Annotated in this window: 18 protein-coding genes and 3 pseudogenes; 1 reads left to right on the top strand and 20 read right to left on the bottom strand. The window is 58.8% G+C overall.

Annotated elements, in window-relative coordinates; genetic code table 11:
• Positions 1 to 448 precede the first annotated feature (448 nt).
• From P9217_RS29940 to queC, 17 genes and pseudogenes are all read right to left on the bottom strand, one after another.
• A complete protein-coding gene (locus tag P9217_RS29940) occupies positions 449 to 1594 on the bottom strand; it encodes a TlpA disulfide reductase family protein (RefSeq protein WP_063170388.1) in 1146 nt (381 codons plus the stop codon).
• Positions 1595 to 1866: 272 nt separating this feature from the next.
• Positions 1867 to 2244 (bottom strand): hypothetical protein, encoded by a 378-nt coding sequence (locus P9217_RS29935; RefSeq protein WP_024505270.1) that lies wholly within the window; start codon positions 2242 to 2244, stop codon positions 1867 to 1869.
• Between the two features lie 13 nt (positions 2245 to 2257).
• Complete coding sequence (locus tag P9217_RS29930) at positions 2258 to 3556, bottom strand: SidA/IucD/PvdA family monooxygenase (RefSeq protein WP_063169368.1); 1299 nt, start codon at positions 3554 to 3556, stop codon at positions 2258 to 2260.
• Positions 3557 to 4398: 842 nt separating this feature from the next.
• Positions 4399 to 5271 carry a universal stress protein gene (locus P9217_RS29925; RefSeq protein ID WP_063169369.1) on the bottom strand — a complete coding sequence of 291 codons (873 nt, stop codon included), beginning with the start codon at positions 5269 to 5271 and terminating at the stop codon, positions 4399 to 4401.
• 95 nt (positions 5272 to 5366) lie between these two features.
• The gene (locus P9217_RS29920; protein WP_224571202.1) at positions 5367 to 6071 is read right to left on the bottom strand and encodes a response regulator transcription factor; all 705 of its coding nucleotides are present in this window, start codon (positions 6069 to 6071) and stop codon (positions 5367 to 5369) included.
• A gap of 107 nt (positions 6072 to 6178) precedes the next feature.
• Positions 6179 to 6658, bottom strand: coding sequence for a NifX-associated nitrogen fixation protein (locus tag P9217_RS29915; protein WP_024505267.1), 480 nt, complete (start codon positions 6656 to 6658; stop codon positions 6179 to 6181).
• Between the two features lie 16 nt (positions 6659 to 6674).
• Positions 6675 to 7172 (bottom strand): nitrogen fixation protein NifX, encoded by a 498-nt coding sequence (nifX, locus tag P9217_RS29910; RefSeq protein ID WP_063169371.1) that lies wholly within the window; start codon positions 7170 to 7172, stop codon positions 6675 to 6677.
• Entirely contained in the window at positions 7169 to 8521 is a 1353-nt protein-coding gene (gene nifN, locus P9217_RS29905; RefSeq protein WP_024505265.1) for a nitrogenase iron-molybdenum cofactor biosynthesis protein NifN, read from the bottom strand. Before nifN ends, nifX begins: the two co-directional genes overlap by 4 nt.
• A gap of 8 nt (positions 8522 to 8529) precedes the next feature.
• On the bottom strand, positions 8530 to 10014 hold the full coding sequence (nifE, locus tag P9217_RS29900) for a nitrogenase iron-molybdenum cofactor biosynthesis protein NifE (RefSeq protein WP_024505264.1): 1485 nt from the start codon (positions 10012 to 10014) through the stop codon (positions 8530 to 8532).
• Between the two features lie 61 nt (positions 10015 to 10075).
• Positions 10076 to 11617: a nitrogenase molybdenum-iron protein subunit beta gene (gene nifK / locus P9217_RS29895; protein ID WP_024505263.1), complete on the bottom strand. Its 1542-nt coding sequence runs from the start codon at positions 11615 to 11617 to the stop codon at positions 10076 to 10078.
• A 129-nt stretch (positions 11618 to 11746) separates the two neighbouring features.
• Positions 11747 to 13249: a nitrogenase molybdenum-iron protein alpha chain gene (gene nifD, locus P9217_RS29890; protein WP_024505262.1), complete on the bottom strand. Its 1503-nt coding sequence runs from the start codon at positions 13247 to 13249 to the stop codon at positions 11747 to 11749.
• 87 nt (positions 13250 to 13336) lie between these two features.
• Positions 13337 to 14230, bottom strand: coding sequence for a nitrogenase iron protein (nifH, locus tag P9217_RS29885; protein ID WP_024505261.1), 894 nt, complete (start codon positions 14228 to 14230; stop codon positions 13337 to 13339).
• Between the two features lie 1097 nt (positions 14231 to 15327).
• Positions 15328 to 15524 (bottom strand): annotated as a pseudogene (locus P9217_RS29880) (7-carboxy-7-deazaguanine synthase QueE); the annotation flags it as partial.
• Positions 15525 to 15684: 160 nt separating this feature from the next.
• On the bottom strand, positions 15685 to 16437 hold the full coding sequence (locus tag P9217_RS29875; protein ID WP_063169372.1) for a carbonic anhydrase: 753 nt from the start codon (positions 16435 to 16437) through the stop codon (positions 15685 to 15687).
• A 770-nt stretch (positions 16438 to 17207) separates the two neighbouring features.
• Entirely contained in the window at positions 17208 to 17933 is a 726-nt protein-coding gene (gene queE / locus P9217_RS29870; RefSeq protein ID WP_164548811.1) for a 7-carboxy-7-deazaguanine synthase QueE, read from the bottom strand.
• A gap of 5 nt (positions 17934 to 17938) precedes the next feature.
• On the bottom strand, positions 17939 to 18295 hold the full coding sequence (gene queD / locus P9217_RS29865; protein WP_063169374.1) for a 6-carboxytetrahydropterin synthase QueD: 357 nt from the start codon (positions 18293 to 18295) through the stop codon (positions 17939 to 17941).
• Positions 18295 to 18993 carry a 7-cyano-7-deazaguanine synthase QueC gene (gene queC, locus P9217_RS29860; protein ID WP_063170389.1) on the bottom strand — a complete coding sequence of 233 codons (699 nt, stop codon included), beginning with the start codon at positions 18991 to 18993 and terminating at the stop codon, positions 18295 to 18297. The genes queD and queC overlap by 1 nt, the downstream gene beginning before the upstream one ends.
• 369 nt (positions 18994 to 19362) lie before the next feature.
• Between queC and P9217_RS29855 the strand changes: the two are divergent.
• Positions 19363 to 19504 (top strand): annotated as a pseudogene (locus tag P9217_RS29855) (transposase); the annotation flags it as partial.
• Here P9217_RS29855 and P9217_RS29850 read toward each other — a convergent pair.
• The 3 genes and pseudogenes from P9217_RS29850 to hisC form a co-directional block, all read right to left on the bottom strand.
• A pseudogene (locus tag P9217_RS29850) lies at positions 19499 to 20701 on the bottom strand (IS3 family transposase). The pseudogenes P9217_RS29855 and P9217_RS29850 overlap by 6 nt on opposite strands.
• A gap of 254 nt (positions 20702 to 20955) precedes the next feature.
• The gene (locus P9217_RS29845) at positions 20956 to 21990 is read right to left on the bottom strand and encodes an LLM class flavin-dependent oxidoreductase (RefSeq protein ID WP_063169375.1); all 1035 of its coding nucleotides are present in this window, start codon (positions 21988 to 21990) and stop codon (positions 20956 to 20958) included.
• A 71-nt stretch (positions 21991 to 22061) separates the two neighbouring features.
• Complete coding sequence (hisC, locus tag P9217_RS29840) at positions 22062 to 23192, bottom strand: histidinol-phosphate transaminase (protein WP_063169376.1); 1131 nt, start codon at positions 23190 to 23192, stop codon at positions 22062 to 22064.
• Positions 23193 to 23977 lie beyond the last annotated feature (785 nt).

The raw sequence follows: 23977 nt of genomic DNA, 5'->3' as shown, positions 1-23977 counted from the left end.
CATAAGCCGAAGGAATCCTGAGTACGAATGAGCCGCAGGAGGCATTTGACGAACGGGGAAGCAAGGGCCTCGTCGTCCCCGTGGACAGCAGGGCCAACCGGTTCATGAGGAATTTCGCTTTTCCCCAATTTCAGTACTCCTCTTGAAGGACGATCTCTTTTTCTGCGATGTGTGGTTCGGGCGCTTGCGTGGGCGGGGAATGGCTTGGGCGAGCCGATCCCACGCAACAGTGTCCCGTGGCCGACCTCGAGCACGTCCACCAATGCGAGACCTTTCACCGCGGCGCGAACGCCTGCGCCGCGGTTCGACCCGAGGTAAACGCAATGGAAATTCCACCTGCCGCAAGCCGCGCACTTTTGCGGCATCGACGTTATTGCTGCGAAGTGCGCCTGGGCGGGCGGATTTGCCGGTGTTCAATTCCAATTGTCATGCCCTTCGCGATCCTTGCTCAGGAAGTGACAGCGTTTTGAGTTTCGGAAGTCTTGTTTTGCGGAGCCACACAGAGACCCGCGTGACAGGCAGGCTCACCCGTGTAGTTGGCCAGGGCTTGGAGCAACGAGGTGAGGTAGCGCTGTTTGGTTTGGTCCGGCACTGGCTCCGAATGGTCCAGCGATTTGATTGCCACCTCGATCAACTCGATCGCCCGGTCCTTGTTGCCGCTCTCGTAATAATACTGAGCGACCGGAAAGTAACACCCGAATTTAAAGTCTCCATCGCCTTGCGGAGGATTAAGTTCCAGGATCTGTTCGGAGAGCTCCTTGCCCATCGCAAAGCGATCATCATGCGGAAGATGGGAGTTGTCGATCGTGGGATGGAAGAGTTGGTTCAGCGCCATCACCACCCAAGACATCGCTTCGAACTTTTTGTTGATCGCGTCCTCGACCAATTCGCGCATAAGCGGCAAGCCGGTTTTGATGTCGCGCAGCTTGTGAAGCAGAATATCCGCATGAACCCGCCGAAAATCAAAAGAGTCTGGCATCACGGCGAGGCCTTCTTCGATGGCCAATAGTGCCGCTGCCCAATCCTCGTCCTGCATCGCCGGCCCAAGTTTGGCGTATATCGGCTGACTCAGCGACGATTCGCGCACACGCGAGATTCGCTTTGCATCGACGGCTTTCGCTTCATAGCTGCTGCGCCAGCTGCCGTTAAGGACTTTCGGCAAAACGTCATCGAGAGGTGCCGGGTGGCCGATATAAGCGATGTGGCCGTCGCGGTCGACCACGAACGAGGTGGGAATCCCGAACGAAGAGCTGGGTTCCAGCCAGAGCTTTTTCATTTCGCCAGTGCAATCGAACGCTGTCCGATAATTCAGATTCGGGAACTTCTCGGTCAGCCAGGCATCCACGTTGGTCCGCGCTTCGTCCGCGGTTGCAGCCTTTTCGCAAGCTGCGACTCCGATAATCTCAAATCCGCTGTCTTTATATTTCTCCTGCAGTTCGATCAAATGGGGCATGGCGTGGACACATGGTCGGCACCAAGTCGCCCAAAATTCAACGAGGTAGACCTTGCCGGGCCGAAGGCTCGTGAGGGGCTCGCCACGCAGCCAGTTCTCCACTTTCAGCGCAGGAGCCGGGGACCCCATACGCAGTTCCATCTTGGTGTCCAAAGTCATTCCACACCTTTCGTCTCTTTTGTCGCGGAATATTTTCCAGTCAAAATCGGACACGGTCTCGAGGGCATTGCTCCCTCTCGCTTGCTTCAGCGGAGCTCTCACCGTGTTGCCGCACATCAAGCACGGCAAAGGGCATGCCAACCCTTCTTAGCTTCGGCAAGCGCCGGTACCGCCTTGAATAAGCGAGCCCTAACACGGCCAGCTGACGTTAACCTGAATGTCGGCTTTCGACGGCTCACCTTAGCGGCTGCCGTTTAGGAAGGTGAGAGTTTGGCTGGCCCGCTGGCGATAAGACCGGCTTCGGCGTCCTGGAGTAGTCGCACTTCGGCGATGGGGTCGAAAGTGCGGGAGAGGCTCGGTACCCTTGCAGCCACCGCCGCATGTGGCCCGGCGTCATAATTCGCGTCGCGGTTGCCAACGGCGGCGTTGGGCTCGATCCACGTGGCGTTGAGCCCGACAGCACGTAAAGCTGCATCGTGATTGAATGCCCTTTGCTGTTTCACGCCAAGCAGGAGTCGCGCGACGCTACCTTGCTCAAGCGCGAGCAGAGCGATCTGACGCCGTAGGAATATTGCTCGTCCCGCTTTTGCCGCCAGAGGCGGAAATCTTTCCTGAATGCCACCGCCGATCATCAATATCGACGAATCATATCCCGCTGCCCATTTGTTCGACTCCGAGGTCGGGCCAGCACTCCGTCAAGGGACGGTTGATGAACCCTAGATGCTCGGGATTGGCGCATGGCGCGCGCCGCAGAAGGCTGTCAAGGATGCGGCGCGCTCGCCAGGCCAGCAGCCCAAAGTTCGGATCAGCCAGCCCGCGCTGTCCAAGGCAGGCGTTCTGAACGAAAAGGCGTCGGTCTCGCGGTCCGTCCCAGTACACCGAAAAATCCTCGCCGATGGCGAGCTCATTGCCGATCTGTTCGAGGCGATCTGCGATCGGTTCTAGGAAACCCGGCAGCGGTTTCTCGTACCCGGTGGCCAGGATGACGATATCGGCGGTTACTTCTCCGATGTTGTCCAAGCCGCGTTGCAGCGTGAGCCTGTGCCCTGCTCCGGCATTGATGCAGCGCGACACGTTGCAACTTGGCCGCAATGTGATCTCGCATTGGTGTGGCTCGAGAAAGGCGTGGTGGTAGAGCGCCTGATAGACCGCGCGCAACTTGCTTTCTGAAATGCCCTCGGAGGCAAGCGCGAAACGCCGCAGGAACAGCTGTCGATGCACCTCGCTCATCGCAGCAAAACGATCCGAGAAGCATGGCGTGAACAGCCCGTTTGTGAACGCGTGGTCGTCGAAAGGCATCTCGCGCGTCAAGACCCATGTGATCGCCGCGGGCCGCCGTTCTTTCGGCCGGCCGACAAGGTGCAGTAGCAGCTCGGCTCCCGACTGTCCGCCGCCAACAACGCAGACATGCTTTTTTTGCACCTCAGGATTGATGTGGGCCAACTCAGATGAGTGGAACAGGTTGGGTCCAGTCCAGCCATGAAACTGAGGCGGAATTTGCGCCTGCTTGCCTATGTCGATGACGAGGTTTCTTGCATCAAGGACCGCGTTGTCCGTCCGCACGCGAAACTCGCCGTCAAAGCGGATTTCGCGAACGGCCTCGCCGCCACGGACAAGCGGATTCTTCTGGAACGCCCAGTTGAGATATTGGGCGAACTCGGCTCTAAGCACCCCGTGAAATTGCGCATTGAGGAAATTGTAAAGACGCCCGTTCTCGTGGAGGTAGTTTACGAATGTGTAGGCTGATCGCGGATTGACCAGAGTAACCAGATCCTGGAAGTGGCCGACCTGGAGCTCCGCGCAATCGAAAGCGCTGCCTGGATGTCCTCGGAAATCGACCTCCCGGTCCAGGAACAGTGCCCCTTGCGCAATCTCTTCCTGTATCTGACACGCAAGGCTCAAATTAGATGGTCCAGCACCCACACCAATACAAAAGAGGTCCACTTATCCTTACTCCTCTAGGAGTGTTTTCCAACTCAGCGGCATGTTGACGTCGATTGCCGGGCATTGAGCAATGCGAACCTCACAGGCATGCTTGAGCCGCGGTCCCGACTGAGAGGACAGCAAAAGCGTGTGCCGCCTTCCAGGTCTTGGGCTCAATGTCGGCGGCATCGACAGCGGCGCGGCGTGATCCGAACCCAAGAGCAGAAGGAAAGTGTGTGATGCTGTCGCGCGGCTCTTCCGGATCTTACGGCGGCTTCTAGCGCCGGCCTCCACCCCAGGAGTGGCTGTTTCCCTGCCACGACGGAAGCGGCTCTTTCTTTCGAGGGGCGTAACCATGGATAACGGCTCTTAATGCTTTCGGAGACTCCCATGCATGCGGCGTGCCGGATAAAGACCTGTCAAACCAACGAGTTCGCGCAGTTCCAGCTCGTCTGGAATCCGACATTGTCGCACGCCCGACGATCGGGCAGGGGAAGCTCCGCGGCAGCGGCCCTTGCACACCGCAGGCTGACAGGGACAGCCGCCGATTTGACGCGCGTCCGGGTACTGATAAGGGGCCTTCCAACAGGGTTCGCGCACGAGGCGGGGTCTCCTGGTACACCCGCCCTGTGGCTTGGCTGCGGTCTGCTGCAGCCGTTCGTCTTTACTGCCCGTTGCGGACGATCTCGCACGAGTTGGTTCACGAGAGCGTCGTGAAGCAGTCGAGGCGTCCGGTTTGGCTCTGACAAGCGTCGCAAGATGTTCGCGGATCCAGCCATGTCTCCGCAATCCGACCGGTAACCGACGACGACTTCGGACTGGTTGGCGGTCCTACGACCTGATCGGTGTTCCTACGGAGCTGATCAGCGAGCCAAAAACAGCGGCAATGTGGTCTTCCCAAAGCTCCAGCTCGGCGGACCGCCGAAAATCCGCTCACGCAGCCCACGGCTGCCATAAGCACCCATAACCATCATGTCAGCACAGATGTCGTTCGCGTGCTGGGTCAGCACTGTGCCCGCCGATTTGCCGGCGCTCTTAAGCAGGTCAACGGAGACCCGAGCACCGTGCCGAGTAAGATAGGCAGCGATGTCAGCTCCAGACTGCGCGCCTTTCCCGTTGTTTTGCGCCTTTGGATCGACCATAGCGACACAGACTTCCTTGGCAGCGGATAGGATACTAAGAGCTTCCCGAACCGCACGCGAGGCCTCTACACGCGAATCCCAGCCGACCAGCACGCGTCGAGGCGACAGCGTCGCCTTAACGCCCTTCGGCACGATGAGCACCGGCTTTCCGCTATCGAACAAGCAGCCGTTGACAACAGGAGGTCCGAGAGTCTCATCGTTGAGGAGGTCTCCTCCAACGATCGTCAGGTCAGCGCAGAGCGCCCGCTGTCGTGCCACTTCACCGAGGCTAGCCGGATCGCAATAGTCGGTGTCAACGTCACAGGAAAGCGACATAGCTTTCAGCCTTTTGAGGATATCCGCGGACCGTCTTTCCATTCTGGTCACGTCCTGTGAAAATTTCTCGATTTGCTGAAATCGATAGTTCGGTACTGCAATTGCCTGTGCACGTCCTGTATTCCATTCGGGGGGCGGAGACGACATCAAGAGCAATGGAGGCGGTATAATGAGTACCGATAGGTGCGCGCCGACCTCGGCACACAGTCCGGCAGCTGTTGTGAGGTCCTCATCAGAATGATCAGCACCCGTCACACTGAATATGCTTTTAAATTCCATTTGCCTGCTTCTCCTGGTCTTCGTTAGGAGCGCCTCAAAGCGGCAACACCGCTCTCAGGAGGAAGAGAGAGCGGCACCACGTTCGATCACCGATTTCAGTCGTCCGGCTTCTCGAGCGAGTAGCCGGCCGACCTGACGGTGCGAATGACGCTGCCGGGCAAGGCCGTTTTCAGCGCCCTCCTGATTCGGCTGATATGGACATCGACGGTGCGTGCACCGACATGAATGTTGGGCAGCCAGGCCGCCCCGATAAGCTCGTCCCGGCTGAAGACCTTGCCGGGGGCCTCAATCATAAGCCGCAGCACGTTGAAATCGATCCGTCCGAGATGGATGTCGTGGCCATTACCGCGAACCCGATGGGCATCGAGCTTCATCTCCAGGCCTCCACAACAAATCCAACTGTCGTTTTCAACCCCGTTCGGACCACGCTTGGTCAGCCCGAGCCTCGCCCGCAGGCAGTCGAGCAGCTTGGCCGGAGCCACCGGCCGCACAAAGCTCTCAACGCCTGCCTTCAAGAGATCGAGGTGCTGGTGCTCGGCGCCAGGCGCGATCAGGGCGATGATAGGCAGGTCGGTGGTGCGCGGTTCCCGCTTGAGGTGGGCGCAAATTGCGGACCCGTTTATGCTGGCTGGGTCGCAATCCAGCACTACGGCCTGAAGCTCCCGTTGTTCGGCCAAGGCCAGCGCAGCCTTCGCGCCGTCTGCCGTCTCACTGCTGAAACCGTCAACCTCCAGTATGTGGCTGTAGAGCAGATAGAACTCGGCATCTTGCGAGCAGATCAGGACCAGCGGCTTCTTCATCGGCGATACCCCAACAACCTGGTCGGCCTCGAGTCCCTGGATCGAGGGGACTGGCCAACATAGTTTCTCGGGTCCGTCATGATGGCCTTTCTCGAAAATCGCGCCCATCATGCCAGCGCCACGTGGGGAAAGGTTTCGATGACTGAAATCGCATCGTCGACCAGCTTCGTACCGGCCGTGGCGAGCTTCAGGAGCGTCTCGAAGCCAAACCGGTGGACATCGCGCAGCGTTTTGGACAAAACGACCAGCCGTCCGGTCGTGAAAAGCACCCGACCAAAACCCTCATGGCTCACCTGGATCATCGGCGATGCCATAAGGCCGCAGCGCTCCTCGATCGCAAGCCCGATGGCGGCGTAGTACTTGTCGAGCCTCCACAGCACGTCGGGATCGGGATCTCCGATGATTGGGATCCCTCGGCGCTGTTCCTTGGTAATGATGAAGTCGCCCAGCAGCTCAGCGTCCGCTTTGCGTTCCCACGAGCCATAGGAATCCTGAGAACGGATCAGCCGCACGAGGCATTTGACGAACGGGGTGCAAAGAGCCGCCTCGTCTTCGGCGACAGCTGGGGGGATTGCGGGGTCAGGCATTGGCGTCCTCCTCTTTTCAGTCCTCGTCCTCGAAGGACGGTTTCTTTTCGGCAATGCCCGCTCGCGCCAGCACCTTGCGCAGCCAAGGCGGAGGACACGTCCTGAGCATCATCTGCGTGCGCAAGAGCACCTGTGGGATCGATTGGGGCTCCGCCACTTTGATCGGGTGGATTTTTGCCGCGACAAGCTTGGCTGCCGAAGGGCCGCCAATTGCCAGACAAAACAGGATCTGACAGCCCTTGAGCGCATCCACCTTTGGCGTGATGCGATCATCGCGCTCGGCCCGATGCTCCCCGCTTTCATCGGACACGTCATCGAAGGCCACGGCTTCTACGAGATTCCATTCCTCGCGCGTCACGTCGTAGACAGCAAAGCGCCTGGCCGACCCGAAATGGGCGTTGAGGTCCTGCATGTCCTGAGTGGCGATCGCAACGCGCAATGCGCCCTTACGTCGTTCAGGCATCGGGGCGAAAACCTCACTACTGACCAGCGAGAGGCGGCGAACAGCGTTCATCGTGATATTTCTCGATTACGGAGTGGATCAAGCGCCTCAGGAGTGGGCGCGTGTTGGTTGGCCTGGAAGATGCTGGCGACCTCGAAGATCATGTCGCGGGTGCCCTGATAGAGAATTGCGAGCTTGTGCTGGCTGCCTAGTCGATCGAAGACCGGGAACCCGATGCGCATGAGCGGAATTCGGAGCCGCTCCGATGCTTGGCGCCCGTGCGAATGCGTGACAAGCAGGTCAGCACCGACGGCAAGACTTTCCAGATCGCCGAGATCGCCGATCTGAACCGAAACCGCCGGGACTTTCTCGAGAATTTTAGACCTGTCGGTCGTTGTGACGGCCGCGGCTATCTCGGAGCCGAGGCCAGCAAAGAAGGTCGCAAGTTGGAACAGCTGGTCTGGTTCGGCAGCGATGGCAATTTTCTTGCCGCCGAAATGGAAATGTCCGTCGAGCATCGCGTCCTGCAATTGCGCCCGGCGCCGGCGCACGCGGGCCGGTACCGCCGCGCCCGAAATCGCAGACAGCAGCGACACGAAGCGGTCCGTGTCCTGCAGCCCAGTCAGTGACTGGAACAACACGTAAGGCACGCCGGTCAACCCGTGCAGCGCTTTCGCCGGGCGGCGCATGTGCTCACCGATGGCGATGCATTGCATGGCCGTGCCCAACTCGCGAATGTCTTCGACGCTGGTGCCGCCGTATGTGGTCGCTACCCAGCGGTCAGGAACCGTACCGTCGAGCGAGCCTGAAATGTCGGGCAGAATAACCGGCTTGAGCCCAAAGCTTTCAACCATGTCACGCATATGCTCGATGTCGGCGACAGTGAGGTTGCATCCGGGCAGGATCGCGATCTTCTTCGGCTGCCGCGCACGTTCGCCCGAGCCTGTAATCCCTTTGATCATTGCGGTGACTGCCTTGGCCCAGCCCTCTTCGATCGCGCCGTCAAAATCCGGCGTGTTGGCCAGCACGACCTCCGTACCCGCAAGCTCTTGCGTGTGCTTCAGCTTGATGTTCGCAATATCACTCGCGCAATCTTCGCCACGCGTCTCCACCAGCGCGGTCGTGCACACCCCGATCAGCTTTGGCTTCGTGCGGTTCTTGAGGTTGAGGATGGCTTCTTCAAGATGGTCGGCAGCGCCGAGGATGGTCGCCACCTCATCCATCGCTGTTGTCTGCAATGGAATCGTTTCTTTGAAGTGCCGTACGAAGAGCACGAGCGCGAAGCTTGTGCATCCCTGGCTGCCGTGGAACAGCGGCATCGCGCCGTCGACCCCAAGAAAGGCAAAGGCGGCACCCAGCGGCTGCGACGACTTCAGCGGGTTCACCGCCGCGGATTTGGTCTGGGGAAGGATGCGGGCCATCGGTCGCCTCAACACTCGCTGAACTCGTGTGCCGTCGCGCCGGCGAATTCATCGAACAGGTGCCCGGACTCCTTCTTCGTGCATGGCAGTTCGTCTTTTAGATCAGGCTGGCAATCCCACGGGGCCGGCTGGCGCACCTGAGACCAGACCGGATTGTGAATGGCGAGGTCGATCTGGCGTACGAGTTCCACCATGCCGGCATAGCCGGCATAAGGGTGCTGGCGCTCCTGGTTGATATCGAGCCAGGGCGTCTTGGCCTTGAGCGCAATGAATTGCGTGCGACCGCCCGACAGCATGATATCGGCCCTGTGTTCAGAGAGCATGGCGTACAGCTCGCGCGCAGCCATGTATTCGAACATATGCTTGTCGTGCTTGAGAACTTGTTTGATGCGCTCCTTGTCCTGCACCGTAGATTTCTTGACCGAGGTGCCGACGATCTCGATTCCGATCTCCATCAGCGCACGGACAACCGACCAGGACTTCACACCGCCTGTGTTGAGCAGCACGCGCTTGCCTTGGAGCCTTTGCCGGTAGGATTCGAGTTTCTTCCACGCGATCGCCTCCTGCTGCGCGATCAGCGTCTCCGTGCGCTCGAGGATCTCCGGATCGGCGCCCTTCCTCACCAGCAGCCTGACAAGGTTGCGAAGAGCTTGCGATGTGTCGGAGATGCCATAGAAGGAGCCCTCGAAGAACGGGATGTCCCAGCGCTCCTCCATCTTGCGGGCAAGACTGATCAGCGCGGTCGAGCACACGATCATTGCCGCCCGGGCGCGGTGCGCGGAAGCAATGTCGCGGTAACGCGCATCGCCGGGAATGCAGGCGCGCACCCGGATGCCGAGCCGATCGAGGAGCGGCTTTACAAGCCAGAATTCGCCCGAGAGGTTGAATTCGCCAAGGATGTTGATGTCGTAGGGCCCGGGGTCGTCGGGTTCGACCGTGCCGATGACATGATCGAGCAACGCCTCGGCGGCGAGCTTGTTGCCGAGGTTCTTGGAGCCTGCCAGGCCAGGCGCATTGATCGGCACCACGGCCAAACCGAACTTTTCCGTGGCGCGTTTGCACACGGCCTCGATGTCGTCACCGATCAGCGCCGTTACGCAAGTTGAGTAGACGAAGATCGCCGGCGGCGCGTATGTGTGCTTGATCTCGCGGATCGCCTTGAAGAGTTTCCGCTCGCCCTGCCCCATCACCAGGTCGAGTTCGGTGAGGTCGGTCGTGAAGCTTGTCCGCCACAAGGTCGGCCCTGACGAAACCGCACCACGGTTGTCCCAAGAATTGCCCTCGCAGGCGAGCGGCGCATGGACCAGATGCGCAACGTCGGTGATCGGCTGCAGGACGATCTTGGCTCCGTCAAAGGCGCAGCCGCCGGCTGCCGCCCCTGGTGTCAGCGACTTCGAGCAGCCCTCCTTGCGCGCCTTGGCATCTTTGCCACGGTTCTTATCGCAGGCGGGCTCATCGAAGGCGTCCTTGATTTTGGCGCTGAGGGAGGACATCGCTCAGCCTCCCCAGTCCATTGGGCAAGGAATGGCCTCGGCGAAAAGCCGGCCACGGCTCTTAGCGCGTGAGGTCATAGGAATAATCCGTCACACCCGTCTCGCTCGTCTCGCGATCGAGTTTGTCGAAGATCTTGTCGAGGATCGTCGTCAGCACGCGCAACGCGCCCTGGTAGCCAAAGAGCGCAAAGCGGTGATGATGGTGCCGATCGAAGATCGGAAACATCAGCCGGATCAGCGGCGTTCCGGTGTCGCGCTCCAGGTACTTGCCGTAGGAATTGCCGATCAAAAGGTCCACCGGCTCGGTAAAGAGCAGCGAGCGCAGCGCCCACAGGTCCTTGCCCGCCCAAACCTGGGCAGCCTTGCCGAAAGGCGAGGATGCTAGCAGCTTCTTCAAATCGGCTTCCCATGCCGAGGTGCCATTGGTGGCGAGGCAATGGGTTGGCTCGCCGCCGGTCTCCATGACAAAGCGGGCCATTGCGTGAACGAAGTCGGGATCACCGTAGATGGCGTATTTCTTACCATGCAGCCAGGATTGGCTGTCCGCCATGGCGTCTACCAGTCGGCCGCGCTCGAGGCGAATTGCCTCGGGAATCTCCTTGCCGGAAATCGCCGCGACCTCCATCAGGAATTCGTCCGTCGCCTGAACGCCGAGCGGATAGTGGAACGAGGCCGTCGCCTGCCCGACCTCCTCGCAATAGCCCAGTGTCTTTCGGGTGTTGTGATGCTGCAGCGAAAGCGTTGCCTCGGCGTTGAGGGCCTTCTTCACCTCGTTGATCTTCGTGCCCCCGTCATACATGCGGTATTCACCGTCCGAAGGCGTATCGAACTGGTCAGAGGCATCCTGGATCAATGTATAGGACACGCCCATTACATCGAGCAGGCGCTTGAGCTCCCGGTTGTTGCCGACGCAGAAGCCGTCGAAGCCCGGAATGATGTTGATGGTTCCTTCGATTTGCGTACGCTCCTGACCTTTCCAGAAGTGCTCCAAAATGCCTTTGACCATGTTGTCATAGCCGTCGACATGACTGCCAACGAAGGCCGGGGTGTGGGCAAAGGGCACGTCGAAGTCGCGCGGGACTGAATCTTCGTCCTTGGCGTTCTGGATGAAGCTGTGCAGGTCGTCGCCAATGACCTCTGCCATACAGGTCGTCGACACGGCAATCATCTTGGGGTCGTAGAGCTGGTAGGTGTTGGCGAGCCCGTCGACCATGTTCTTCAGGCCGCCAAACACCGCCGCATCCTCGGTCATTGAGGAGGAGACCGCCGCGGCAGGCTCCTTGAAATGGCGCGACAGGTGCGAGCGGTAATAGGCGACGCAACCTTGGCTGCCGTGGACGAAGGACATGGTTCGCTCGAAGCCGGCGGCAGCGAATACCGCACCCAGCGGCTGGCAGGCCTTGGCCGGGTTCACGACAAGCGCTTTGCGGGCGAGGTTCTTTTCGCGGTATTCCCACGTCTGGGTGAAATCGCGCTGATCGGAAACGATTTCATCGGGGTGCGGACATTCGAAGTTTAGCTTCTTCTCAGCGAGCATCTTTCTGTATTCCGGCTCGCGGAACAGGGGAGCGTGATCGAGAATTTTTTCAGCCGACTGCGGCATGATGATTACCTCTTTTGCATCTGGCTGCGCGGGACGGCAGCTCAGGACGTCAAGACGTTCCAGGCTCCGGCGGATCAGAGGCCGCGGGAGTTCACCGTCTCAGTGGGAGACTGGGGCTGAAGCAAATGTTTATTCGGCAGCCATCGCCCGCTCATCGCCCCGGCTTCTTTTCCAAGGCGCGTGGAATAGGTCCCAGACCGGGTTGTTAATGGCGAGATCCACATCACGTGCGAAAATGGCAAAGCCGTCGTAGCCGTGATACGGGCCTGAATAATCCCAGGAATGCATCTGGCGGAACGGTATGCCCATCTTCTGCACCGGGTATTTTTCTTTGATTCCCGAGCCGACCAGATTTGGGCGAATCCCTTCGATGAATTTCTCCAACTCATAGCCGGTCACGTCATCGTAGATCAGCGTGCCGTTCTTCACGTAGTGGCCGGTGCGCTGATAGTCGTCGCTGTGGGCGAATTCATAGCCGGTGCCCACGATGACCATGCCGAGGTCCTCGTAGGCCGTGACGACGTGGCGGGGGCGCAGGCCGCCGACATAGAGCATCACGGTATTTCCTTCCAGGCGCGACAGGTACTTGGCGATGACCGCATCAACAAGCGGCCTGTACTTGGCAATGACCTTTTCGGTCTTCTCCTCGATTTCCGGCCCAAAATGCTTGGCTATGTTGCGCAGAGAGGCTTCGATCTGGGAGGGACCGAAGAAATTGTACTCCATCCAGGCGACGCCATACTTTTCCTCCATATGCCGACAGATGTAATTCATCGACCGGTAGCAGTGGATAAGATTGAGCTTAGCCTTCGGGGCGCGCTCGATCTCTGCGAGTGTGGCGTCACCCGACCAGTTGCCAACCACGCGCAGCCCTATCTCCTCAAGCAGTATGCGCGAGGCCCAGGCATCGCCGCCGATATTGTAGTCGCCGATGACGTTGACGTCGTAGGGGCCGGCCTCGAACTTGACATCCTTTTTGTCGAAGACCCAATCCCGGATTGCATCATTGGCGATGTGGTGGCCAAGCGACTGCGAGACGCCGCGGAAGCCCTCGCAGCGTACCGGCACGATCGTCTTGTCATACTCCTTGGTCTTTTTGCGAGAAACGGCCTCGGTGTCATCGCCAATCAGGCCGATAGGGCATTCGGACTGCACGGTGATGCCGTTGTTGAGCGGAAACAAGACTTCAATCTCGTCAATGATCTGTTCCAGCTTCTTGTCGCCGCCGAAGACGATGTCCTTCTCCTGGAAATCGGAGGTGAACTGCATTGTCCCGAACGTGTCGACGCCCGTTGTACCGACGTAGTAGTTGCGGCGCTGCGACCAAGAATATTGGCCGCAGCCGACCGGGCCGTGCGAGATATGGACCATATCCTTGACTGGCCCCCACACCACGCCTTTCGAACCAGCATATGCACAGCCGCGAATCGTCATCACCCCGGGAATGGACTTGATGTTCGATTTGACGTCGCATTCGGAAAGGACCTCGCTTTCCCCGCCAGCCTCGTTGCCGCTCTTTGCGACGTTGAGGTGCTTCTTGCGGCGCTTCGCCGCCTTGTCGGGATAATGCGACAGCACCTCTTCGATAAGCTTCGCATGAAGAGCACCGTCATTCTCGTATTCCCGGCTCATGAGTCCCCCTTTCAAGGTTGGGTGACGCCTCAAAGAATAGGCGCCGTTCTCTGCAAGGCGCGCCGATTCATGGCAGCGCTAATGTCACTACTGGGCCGCCGCCTTCGCCGCTTCCTTGGAGTGAAGCTCGGCAAGCATCTGCTCGTCGGTCTTCATGATGCCGAAGTCGAGCAGCATCTCCTCCAGCTCCTCCATGGTGATCGGCGTCGGGATCGTACCCTGGCCCGAATTGGCGTGGATCTTCTCGGCCAGAGCGCGGTATTCCCCTGCCTGCTTTGAGTCCGGCGCGTACTGGATCACCGACATCTTCCTGAGTTCGGCATGTTGGACGATGTTGTCGCGGGGCACGAAGTGGATGAGCTTGGAATTCAATCGGCCAGCCAGTGCTTCGGCCAGATCGAGTTCGCGGTCGGTTTGACGTTCATTGCAGATCAGCCCGCCCAGCCGCACACCGCCCGAATGGGCATATTTGAGGATGCCCTTGGCGATGTTGTTGGCGGCATAGAGCGCCATCATCTCGCCGGACATGACGATATAGATCTCCTGGGCCTTGCCTTCGCGGATCGGCATGGCGAAGCCGCCGCATACCACGTCGCCGAGGACGTCATAGGAGACATAATCGACATCGTCATAAGCGCCATTCTCCTCGAGGAAATTGATCGAGGTGATGACGCCGCGGCCGGCGCAACCGACACCCGGCTCGGGGCCGCCGGACTCCACGCACTTGATGCCTCTGTAGCCCACCTTGAGCACGTCCTGGAGTTCGAGGTCTTCCACCGAGCCTTCCTGTGCGGCGAGATCCAGGACGGTATCCTGAGCTTTCGAATTCAGGATCAAGCGTGTGGAATCGGCTTTGGGGTCGCATCCTACGATGAGGATTCTCTGCCCGAGGTCGACAAGGGCAGCGAGCGTATTTTGGGACGTGGTGGACTTGCCGATGCCGCCTTTTCCGTAAAAGGCGATCTGACGCAGACCTGACATAATAGCTTTCCTTCCTTCGTTCTAATTATCGCGACTGCCCGCGACACAAGTGCCGATAGGCAGCTCGTGCCGCCTCACACCAAGCATCGCAAAAAGCGTACCAGCGTGATCGGCCGATCCCAGAAGAAACTTTGTCATTAAATTCCAGCCGCTTAGACGGCGGCAAAACGCGCGAACGGGCCTTTCAGGCGTCTGTCACGGACACGACAAAGCCGACACAGATTGTCGTGCGCCATCCAAACCGCCGTGTGTCGAGCTCGAAGCGGGAGAATGGGGAAGTTAGCCCAAAGCTGATGGCGAGACCATCGGAAGACATCGGCTCTTGTCTTTCCAGCCTGCCATTGATCGGGCGGTCGCTGGATGAGCAGGAGCCTGGGGCTTGACCGCGGCGCGGGTAGTTCAGGCAGGCTTACAGAGCGGGAACGCCGGCGGCCGATAGACATCCGCGCTTAACCTTTCATAGCCCGTCTACAAGTTGGTTCCGCCGACGCGCTATATGGAAGCCAAATAATTCAGTAGCTTAGCCGAGAGCATTGATTTTTTCAGAAAGATACGTGTTATACGCGTATGAACCGCCGAACCCATGGTCGGCGCCCTCATGCGCGTGAGACCCCGTTGTGGGCGAGGCTCGCGACTGGCTGCACGATCCTAGCCGGCCTGCTTGCCATTGAGTTTGGTCCCGCCGCGGTAGGCTGCGGCATCAAGGGCAACATCAGCTACAACACTGGCAAGAAGATTATCACGTTCTTGGACAGGAATCTTACTGGGAGACACGCATCAACCTATTGAAGGGCGAGCGGTGGTTTTGTTCAGAGGAAGCTGCACGAAAGGCGGGCGGGCGGGCTTCGAGAGGTTAGTGTCGCGGCAGCTTGCAGATCTGCCCACGGGGCCGCCACGATCGCAAAGTGTGTACAAAAGCGCCCTCTCTGCCGAACTGAACAGTGCTCACGGCCATAGCCTCGGATGAGCCCGACTGGCTTGACCTCTGCATGATGAGAGCAGCTTTTACACCAGGTGCGCAGCACATGTCTTTAACGAACGCATCGTCTTCAAGAATATAGAGAGCAATTCGGAAAACCGAGTAGTTGGCGGCGAAGCTAGGAGAAGGTATACACTACCCTCTTGTTACCCCAGAGTAGAACGTGCAGCTGCGGCAAGACGCGGGCTTCGAACCACCTGTCGCTGGTCACCTTTTCTACCAGCGGTTCCATGCGCATCATATTCCGTCGGACTCGACAGAGACGTCTTCATTACCACGGCGGGGCGGCGTGTGATTGCCGGGTTGCAGACAAACCTCGCCGCGACGTATTTGGGACGAGTGGTGTCGGCACCGAATCCCTATCATTTAGACTAGCCAGCTTGGGGAGCGCCGTCAGACCGCCAGACCGGAAGAGGAGGCTTCGCGCCAACTTGTGCCAAGAATGTTGGACCGTGCGGAACCGCTGGGGCGGCGCTCAACTCTGGCGCAGGATGAAGCGTCGATTGGGTGAATGAATAGGGCGCGCGTTCGACGGGTAGAGTGAGGCAAATCGCTGGATGTCTGCCGGATCAACGTCAACCGGTTCCATCGCCACCATCCACTCGACGTTTTCGGTGCACGGCGGCGTCGTCAGTGAGCCCTCATAAGTCCAATAGCCAAGCGAGGCTGGCAGAAGCCAGTTGGGATTCACCTCGTCGATCGTCACCTCCCCATTCGGCAGTTCGGGAAAGGCCGCAGCAAGGGCAGCAAAGCTGGCATTTGTCGCGCCGGGCGTTAAAAAGACGCCCAGCACGCCCAGAGTACCACTTTGCGTGTCCTTGTGAACGAAATGCACCTCCATCGGGAAGCTCTTGCCCGCCACGTGATGTTCGCTTGGCGCATGGAAATGGAACTGTACCAGTTCGTAGACACGATCGCCGCGGGTCAGCGTGCTGCCTTGTGGCATATTGATTTGAATGGTGTGGCCGTTGTTCACCATATTGCCGCCGCCCTTGTGCCAGCCGATGGCGATATGCGGGATATCCGCCTTGACCGCGCTGTTGATATTGATCGGCGATTGCTGCGTGCCGGCAGAGCATACGAAATTTTCCTTATCCAGATCAGCCCAGTGCTCCGGTCCGACCGGACCGGTGTACCCCCAATGGGCACTGGTCGCTTGGGCGGCTTGAACGCAAATCCGGCATGCGCCGAGCGCAACCAACCCTTTGATCAGGTGACGACGATACATATTACTTTTGCTCCTCTTGCGAACTGATGTTGGTGGCTGCCCTAATGGACGCGTGATGGCCAATCGGCGCGGCCAGTATTGTCCTTTGCAACTGATAGATGCCCGCACGCCTTGGCGTGCTTTCATAAGTGCGGCTGCCGTTTCTCGGCTGGCCGGCTTCTGCAGCCCGCAACGGGGGCAGTTTCAACCAGCTAAACGATAAAAAATTTTAGCAGACCAGCGCTTGACCCCCGCCGCAAAGGCACAGGCGAAGGTGATCACTGCGCGGCTGCCGTTCGCGCCGGAGGCCGCATCGCTATACTTTACACTCGCTGCCCAAGGAGACGCAGGCGACCCCAATACGTTTTCATCGCTACTCCCGACGCAGCCGACCCACGCCACGAAAACGTTGCTATATTTCACGTTGGGCCAATGAGGAAATCGATCTTCTTTATGGAAGGCATTTGCGCAATGGATGCATTCCCATGCTGACAGTCGTGCGTCAGGCCGGACAATGAGATACATCGATAAGAGCTGGACAAGGATGAGGGGATGACGTGCTTGCGACGGAGCAGGTGGGGCGAGAAGGCCAGTTCTTGCGGATTTCAACTTTGCGTGACGACAGCTCATCGGAGTCAAGGTGACACACGCCGGCAGCGGGGTGTCCGGGCGGTTTCCAGCCGCACAATCGCGAGACCGCTGACGCGAACAAAGCTCGGCTGTACTCGGCACGCGAAGAGAGCCTGCCAAGCCGTTGGAGCCCGGCCTTCCGGTGCGACGCAAGCCACAGACTAGACCGCCCTCTTGTTACCCCAAAGCAGAACGTGCAGCTGCGGCAACACGCGGGCTTCGAACCACCTGTCGCTAGTCACCCTTTCGACAAGCCATTCCATTCGCATCATTATTCCGTCCAAGTCGACAGAGGCGTCTTCACTGCCAGGGAGCGGCGGCGTGTGATTGCCGGGTTGCAGATAGATCGGAAGGTGCGGATATCTCGCCGCGACTTCTTTGGCGTAGGCATAGTCACTCTCGTCGAAAACGACGAGCTTGAGCACGATTTGCGGCTTCTCTTGCGCCGCTTCGAGGCATGCATCAAACGCAGCCCAACGGGTCGTCATCTCGCTGGACGGCGGCTTTGGGCTAAGGGTCAGCACGTCAAGATCCGCAAACCACTCCCTCACCACGGAACCCTGCGTTTCCAGTGCAAAACGATAGCCCTCGCGATGGCCTCGTTCTATGAGGGGACCGAACGGCTGAATGGCCGGGTTGCCGCCTGACAAGGAGACCATAACCGGCCTGCCGCCGGAAAGCGCATGGACGGTTTGCCACACGGCATCGATCGGCATCGGTAGCCATTCATGGCGATACTGATTGTCCACCGCGTGAAGGCTGTCGCACCATGAACAGCGATAATCACATCCGCCGGTTCTGATGAACACCGTCGGCAAGCCGATGAGCACGCCCTCGCCCTGGATAGTCGGCCCGAATATCTCGCTCACACGGATTGCGGGATGCATGTCGGTCACGGACGGTATTCCGCCCAAGTTTTCGGTGTTTCGCTAACGCGCACGGCCGCGGTCTGCGGCAGACGTGCCTTGCACCATTCATAGAAATGTCTGGCCAGGCATTCCGCCGTGACCTTCTCATGTCCCAGCACGTCGTTGAGGTGCCGATGGTCGAAGCTCTCGTCAATGTAGCGTTTGAGCGGCGCCAGATCGTGATAGTCGCGCACGAAGCCGTGGGCGTCCAGTTCCTTGGCCGACAGCTCCACTACGACGACATAGTTATGCCCGTGCAGGCGCGCGCATTGATGGTTGGGAGGCAAGGAGGTGAGCTGATGCGAGGCCGAGAAGTGGAATTCCTTGCTGATGTGGAACATTACGCGCGCCTCCTGCGCAGCGCCTCAAGCCAGAAATCGGCGTCCTCGTAGTCGGTGGGATCAGCGTGCCCGGCGAGATGGAACGCTTCGCGCCGCTCGACGCAGGTCCCGCATCGTCCGCAGTGACGCACGCCGCCCTTGTAACAGGACCAGGTCTCAGCAAACGGGGTGCCGTATCTTGCGCCATCCGCAACAATGTCAGCTTTTCCGAGATTCACATACGGTGCATAGAGGCGTATCTGCGCATAGCCGTCGAGCGCGCGGTCTTGCATTGTCTGGAAAGCTTCAATGAAGGCCGGACGGCAATCGGGATAGATGAAATGGTCCCCACCATGCACGGCCGCCGCCACCGCTTCGGCGCTGTGGGCGGCGGCGAGACCGAAGGCGATTGCCAACATGATGGCATTGCGGTTCGGCACCACCGTAATCTTCATCGTGTCTTCGGCGTAGTGGCCGTCCGGCACGTCGATACTGCTAGTCAGCGCTGAGCCGGAAAGGCCACGGCCAATTTCGCCGATGTCGATGATCTGGTGCGGGACCTTCAGTCGCTGCGCGCAAAGAGCGGCGAAGCCCAATTCCTTCCTGTGCCGTTGGCCATAGTCGAAAGATAGAAGGCCGGTGAGTTCGTGCTCCGCTGCCACCATGTGAGCAAGGGAAACGGAGTCCAATCCGCCAGAGCAGACGGCGAGAGTCTTCATCATTGGTATCCTTGTTTTGACCGGGTAAGGCTGCGACCGGAGATTTCTCTGCGCCCCCACTACTCCAGCGACTCAGTTTTGTGAACCGGGAGAATTTGCGCTCAGCCCGATTGGAACGGGAGTGCGTCGCGTCCAACACGCGTGATCAATAAAAGTTGAGCGCTTCAGCAGTTTGTTTCGCATCGCGCCAACTTTCGCAACCTGCTGTCCGATCGTCGACTTCGAGACAAGGTGATGTTCGGCCGACATCGGCTGACTCTTAATTAAGCCGCAGAACACATGTTGGCTTTCTGGCCTTCGCTTGTGCGGTTGGCGAGGGCGACATGGATGCCAGCAAATTTGACATTGGCGACATCCGCCTGGAGAACCCTGCGCGGCGCGATTGAGGCCGCAGGCGAGCCTGCTCTAACTGCCGCCCTACAGTCCCGACTTCAATCCGATTGAGAACGCCTTCGCCCAACCTAAGGCGCTGCTGCGAGCAAAGGCCGAGATAACCATCAAGGCTCTATGGGACTGACGTTGCCCCAGCAGTTTTGAGTTCGTTTCCGGCGTGGGTTGTGCCCTGCTGGGCGGGTGAAGCGACGGGCGCTGGCGCGGAGCCTTTGGCATAGCGCAGCGCGAGCGACCGTCGCGGATTGAAGGTGCTGGCGAACTTGGCCGGGGTCTGCCAGGGGGGAGTGCGGCCGCGCGGTGTTGTAGTCGGCGTGCCACAGGGCGATGGCTACGCGCGCCTGAGCCAGCGAGGTGAACAGCGTCTCGTTGAGCAGTTCATCGCGCAGTCGGCCGTTGAAGCTCTCGATGAAGCCATTCTGCATCGGCTTGCCGGGCGCAATGTAATGCCATTCGACGCGGTTCTGATCCGCCCAGGAGAGGATGGCGTTCGAGGTGAACTCGCTGCCATTGTCGCTGACGATCATCCTGGGCCGGCCCCGCTCGGTGATGAGCCGTCCAATTCGCGGGCAACCCGCATGCCCGAGAGAGACGTATCAACGATGAGTGCGAGGCACTCTCTCGTGCAGTCGTCGACGACGGCCAGGATGCGGAAGCGGCGCCCGTCGGTGAGCTGGTCCGATACGAAGTCGAGCGACCAGCGCTCGTCGGGCCTCAGCGGCACCAGCATCGGCGCCCTGGTCCCGATCGCCCGCTTGCGGCCGCCACGGCGGCGACGGCGAGCTTCTCCTCCCGATAGAGCCGGAACAGCTTCTTGTGGTTCACGACCAGGCCCTCCCGCCTCAGCATCACGAGAAGACGCCGGTAGCCGAACCGGCGACGCTCCTGCGCGATCGGCCTTCATCCGCTCGCGAACCTCGCGGTCGTCCGGCCTGCTGGTCTGGTAGCGAACCGTCATGCGGCAACAGCCGATGGCTTTACACGCCCGCCGTTCGCTCATCCCGAAGCCTTCCTTCAGGCGAGCGACAGCTTTCCGCTTGGCGGCGGGCGTCACCATTTCTTTCCCACAAGGTCCTTCAACGCGGCATTGTCGAGCATGGCGTCGGCCAAAAGCCGCTTCAGGCGCGTGTTCTCGTCCTCCAGCGCCTTCAGGTCGCCGAGCCTCGGTGACATCCATCCCGCCGAAGCGGGCCTTCCAATTGTAGATCGAGGCGTCGCTGACCCCGTGCTTGCGGCACAGATCGCCAACCGATACCCCGGCCTCGTGTTTCTTCAAAATTCCGATGATCTGCTCTTCAGAGAAGCGGCTGCGTTTCATGTCCTGGTCCTCTGGATGGGCCAGAACGAACTTCAAACCGGATTAGATCAGAGGGGCAAGGTCAGGACGCCTCGGCGCGGTCGTCGACCTCTTCACCCCAGCCGAATGTGCCAACTACTTCAAAGCCGCAGGATATGACCTGGATCAGATAGGACGTGCTCCAATGGTTTACACCTGACACAGGAGTCCGGCCCCCACAACCGTTTCGCAATGAGGAGCAGCGCTGCCGCTGCTCCTCCAATCACACGACGGATTCACGATGCGGCAACTCGAGCCATGATTTCGGATCCAATGGCCGATGCGGTGTATAGTGAGGCATCCAGCGGCAAATCCCCAAATGCCAGTTGACACAGAAGATAATTAGCACCTGCCTCTTCCAGCTGATCAAGGAGAGCTTTTCGGACAGAATCTGCCGTTCCCACGACGCACAATTCACTTTCAATTGCTGCATCGAAGTTCAAAGGCAAGTTTGGTGGAGTGGAAATGGCATTTAGTTCGTATAGAAATTTGAAGCTATTGAGCCATCGTTCATAGGCAGGTGCTGCGAGCAAATACGCATCTGTTTCAGAACGCCCTATCACCACCATTCGGAGCAATCCAAGAAATGGCGCTTGCTGGCCAATGTCAGCATCGTGAATTCGGGCGGCGCGGAACGCGTCGGTAACGCTGCGAACAGAAGTGGAAGGTCCGACGCAGGCGATGTTTGCCCCATTCGCAGCGGCCCAGCTAGCCGGCTCGGGTCGATTGGTGGCGATCCATGTCGGCGGACGGGGATATTGGTGAGGTCTCAACGTCAGCGGAACATCTTTCAACTCAAAGTGGCGGCCCTGATAAGAAAGCGTCCCGCCTTTCATCGCATTGATGAGAATCTCACTGGCCTCCGCATACTGTTCTGGTGCTGCTTCTACAGCAACCCCGAAGTATCCCAATTCAGTGGGAGCAGAGCCGCGCCCTATGCCGAGTTCAAGCCTGCCGCCGCTCAACTGATCAAGCATGCAGATCTCCTCGAAGGCACGCAGCGGATGATAGAGCGCAAGTAGCATTACCATGGGACCAACACGAAGACTGCGGGTTCGCTGGGCGACGCTCGCTAAGAACAAATTCGGTGATGGACCTCTGCCATGCGGCGTACAGTGGTGCTCGGCGAGATGATACGCATAAAAGCCATAGCCATCGCACGCTTCTGCTAGGCTCAGCCGATCTGCATATTGTTGTGCGATGTCATCGCCGTTTTCGTCCAGATGATCGAAGATGCCGAAGGTCAGGCCCGAAGCGGAAATTTTCTTCAATTAATTGTTCTCCAAATTACCTATATTTATTCGCTAATCATCATAGCTCACGACATATCATTACTTGATGCTTAATGTGAATCGACTTCATGCTTGTGAGCACCGCGATCCTTCTTAAAGTTCATACAGACGCGTTCGGCGGCAGCAAGGAATTTGTCCATCTGCTCTGTGGTGCCAATGCTGACGCGAATACAGTTCTTCAAATCTACGTCAGGAAAGCTGGCGATGAGGATCGCCTGCTCTTTCAACGCGGCTTGCCAGCATGAGCCCTCCTGTCCCGCCGGCACACGGGCCAGCAAAAAGTTTGCGTGGGAGGGTGTTACGGAAAAGCCAAGTTGCAACAGCGCCAGGGTCACTCGCTGTCGTTCATGCTTGATGTGCCTGTGGTTCTCTTCGTAGGCGTGGCGATGCGCAAGAATGCTTTTCCCGACCGCCTGCCCGATCACGTTCATGTTGAAGACATTCTGGATGTTGCGCAGCCTGCCAATGATTTCTGGGTGACCGAAACCGAAGCCGACTCGCACGCCAGCGGCAGCATAGCTCTTTGAAAAAGTCCTCAAGATCAAAAGATTCGGATGTCTATTGACGAGGCGCAGGGCATTGTCGGGTGCGAAGTCAACGTAGGCCTCATCCAAGACGACCAAGCGATCTGCTTGCTCCACAAGGCGTTCGATTTCGGCCACCGGCACGAATGTTCCGGTCGGATTGTTCGGATTAGCCAACAGAATGAACTTCGCGTCTTTTGCGGGGCCGGACAGCAGTTTTTCTATCGGCAGGGGATGAGCTTCGCTCGATGCGATTTCGAGAAACTCGGCACCCTGCAACATGGCAAGTTTACGGTTGAACGAAAATCCGGGCGACAGCATTGCCACTCTATCTCCTGGGGCGAGGAAAGCTCTGTAGATGAGTCCGAGCAGCTCCGACGAACCGTTGCCGGCAATCACCTGATCTTTGGAAAATCCGTAAGCATCGGAGGCAGCTGCCCTTAAGCTGAGATTGTCGTCTTCCGGATAAAGATACTGGTGTTCGATCGCAGCAATTGCACTTTGCATTACGCTCTTCGGCAACGGAAACGGGTTCTCGTTCGTATTTAGCTTAACGCAGTTTGCATCCGTCGCTGGTCCGTTGGACGAGAGAGCATCTAATTTGCTGGCCACCGGCGAAAAAAGCGAAAGCACGGTCTTCAGTTTTGCATCGCACATGTTCTTCTCCGTTTTTCAGTCCCGCAGGGCATGTGACATGAGGCAATCGTTGATCGTGACTTGATCGACGTTCGGCTATATCAGCGCTGCCTTCCCACCCTGGTGGGGATCGCCGACCACGGTTTGGATTTGACACCGGGAAGCTGTCGAGAACCTGATGACGACCCAACGTTTGGCCGACGGCCGATTCGGCGCAACAGACGGTGTTTCAACATCGCATCGTCCTCAAAGCCGCATGCAGGGCCTGCACGACAGCCCGTCTCCAGCGCCCGCAGATAGGTGGAAGCCGAAGTCTTGCCGAACCTCAGTTGCTCTGCCACCTTGGCCCACCGGACTGCCCTGTTTATGGGTCAGGCGCAGGATATCTCTGACGCTCGTTCGTCTTGCTTGCTTCCGTCTTGGCATGGGCTCTCTCGGTTTGCTGATGAGAGAGCCAAATACCGGCTCATCTGAGCATGAGACGCAGGCCTGACGATATGGAGCGTCGCTGGTGGCGCGCGTAGCCGAGAGGGTTCGCCTCGCTGGCGGGGCATGCAAGACGGCGCACCTCCTTAGCCATCCTGTCCCATCGTCTCAGATCGTGAGGCGCACCTTATAGTCGGTGAGGAGATCTTGCAGGGTCAGGTTACGCCCTAGCGCTTAAGGTTGTTGGTCGCACCGAGCAAGCGCGGGACCTGTCGACGGACAACAGCGGTGCCACTGCCGGCACTAGGTGTGAGCTTTCGAGAGGTTGTCCATTCGGACCGGACCGAGGAGACTGGAGTTACCACGCTTCAGCATCCATC

It is taken from the genome of Mesorhizobium sp. WSM4989 (genome assembly GCF_029625795.1).
Lineage (GTDB): Bacteria > Pseudomonadota > Alphaproteobacteria > Rhizobiales > Rhizobiaceae > Mesorhizobium.
This window is presented reverse-complemented; position numbering and strand designations above follow the sequence as displayed.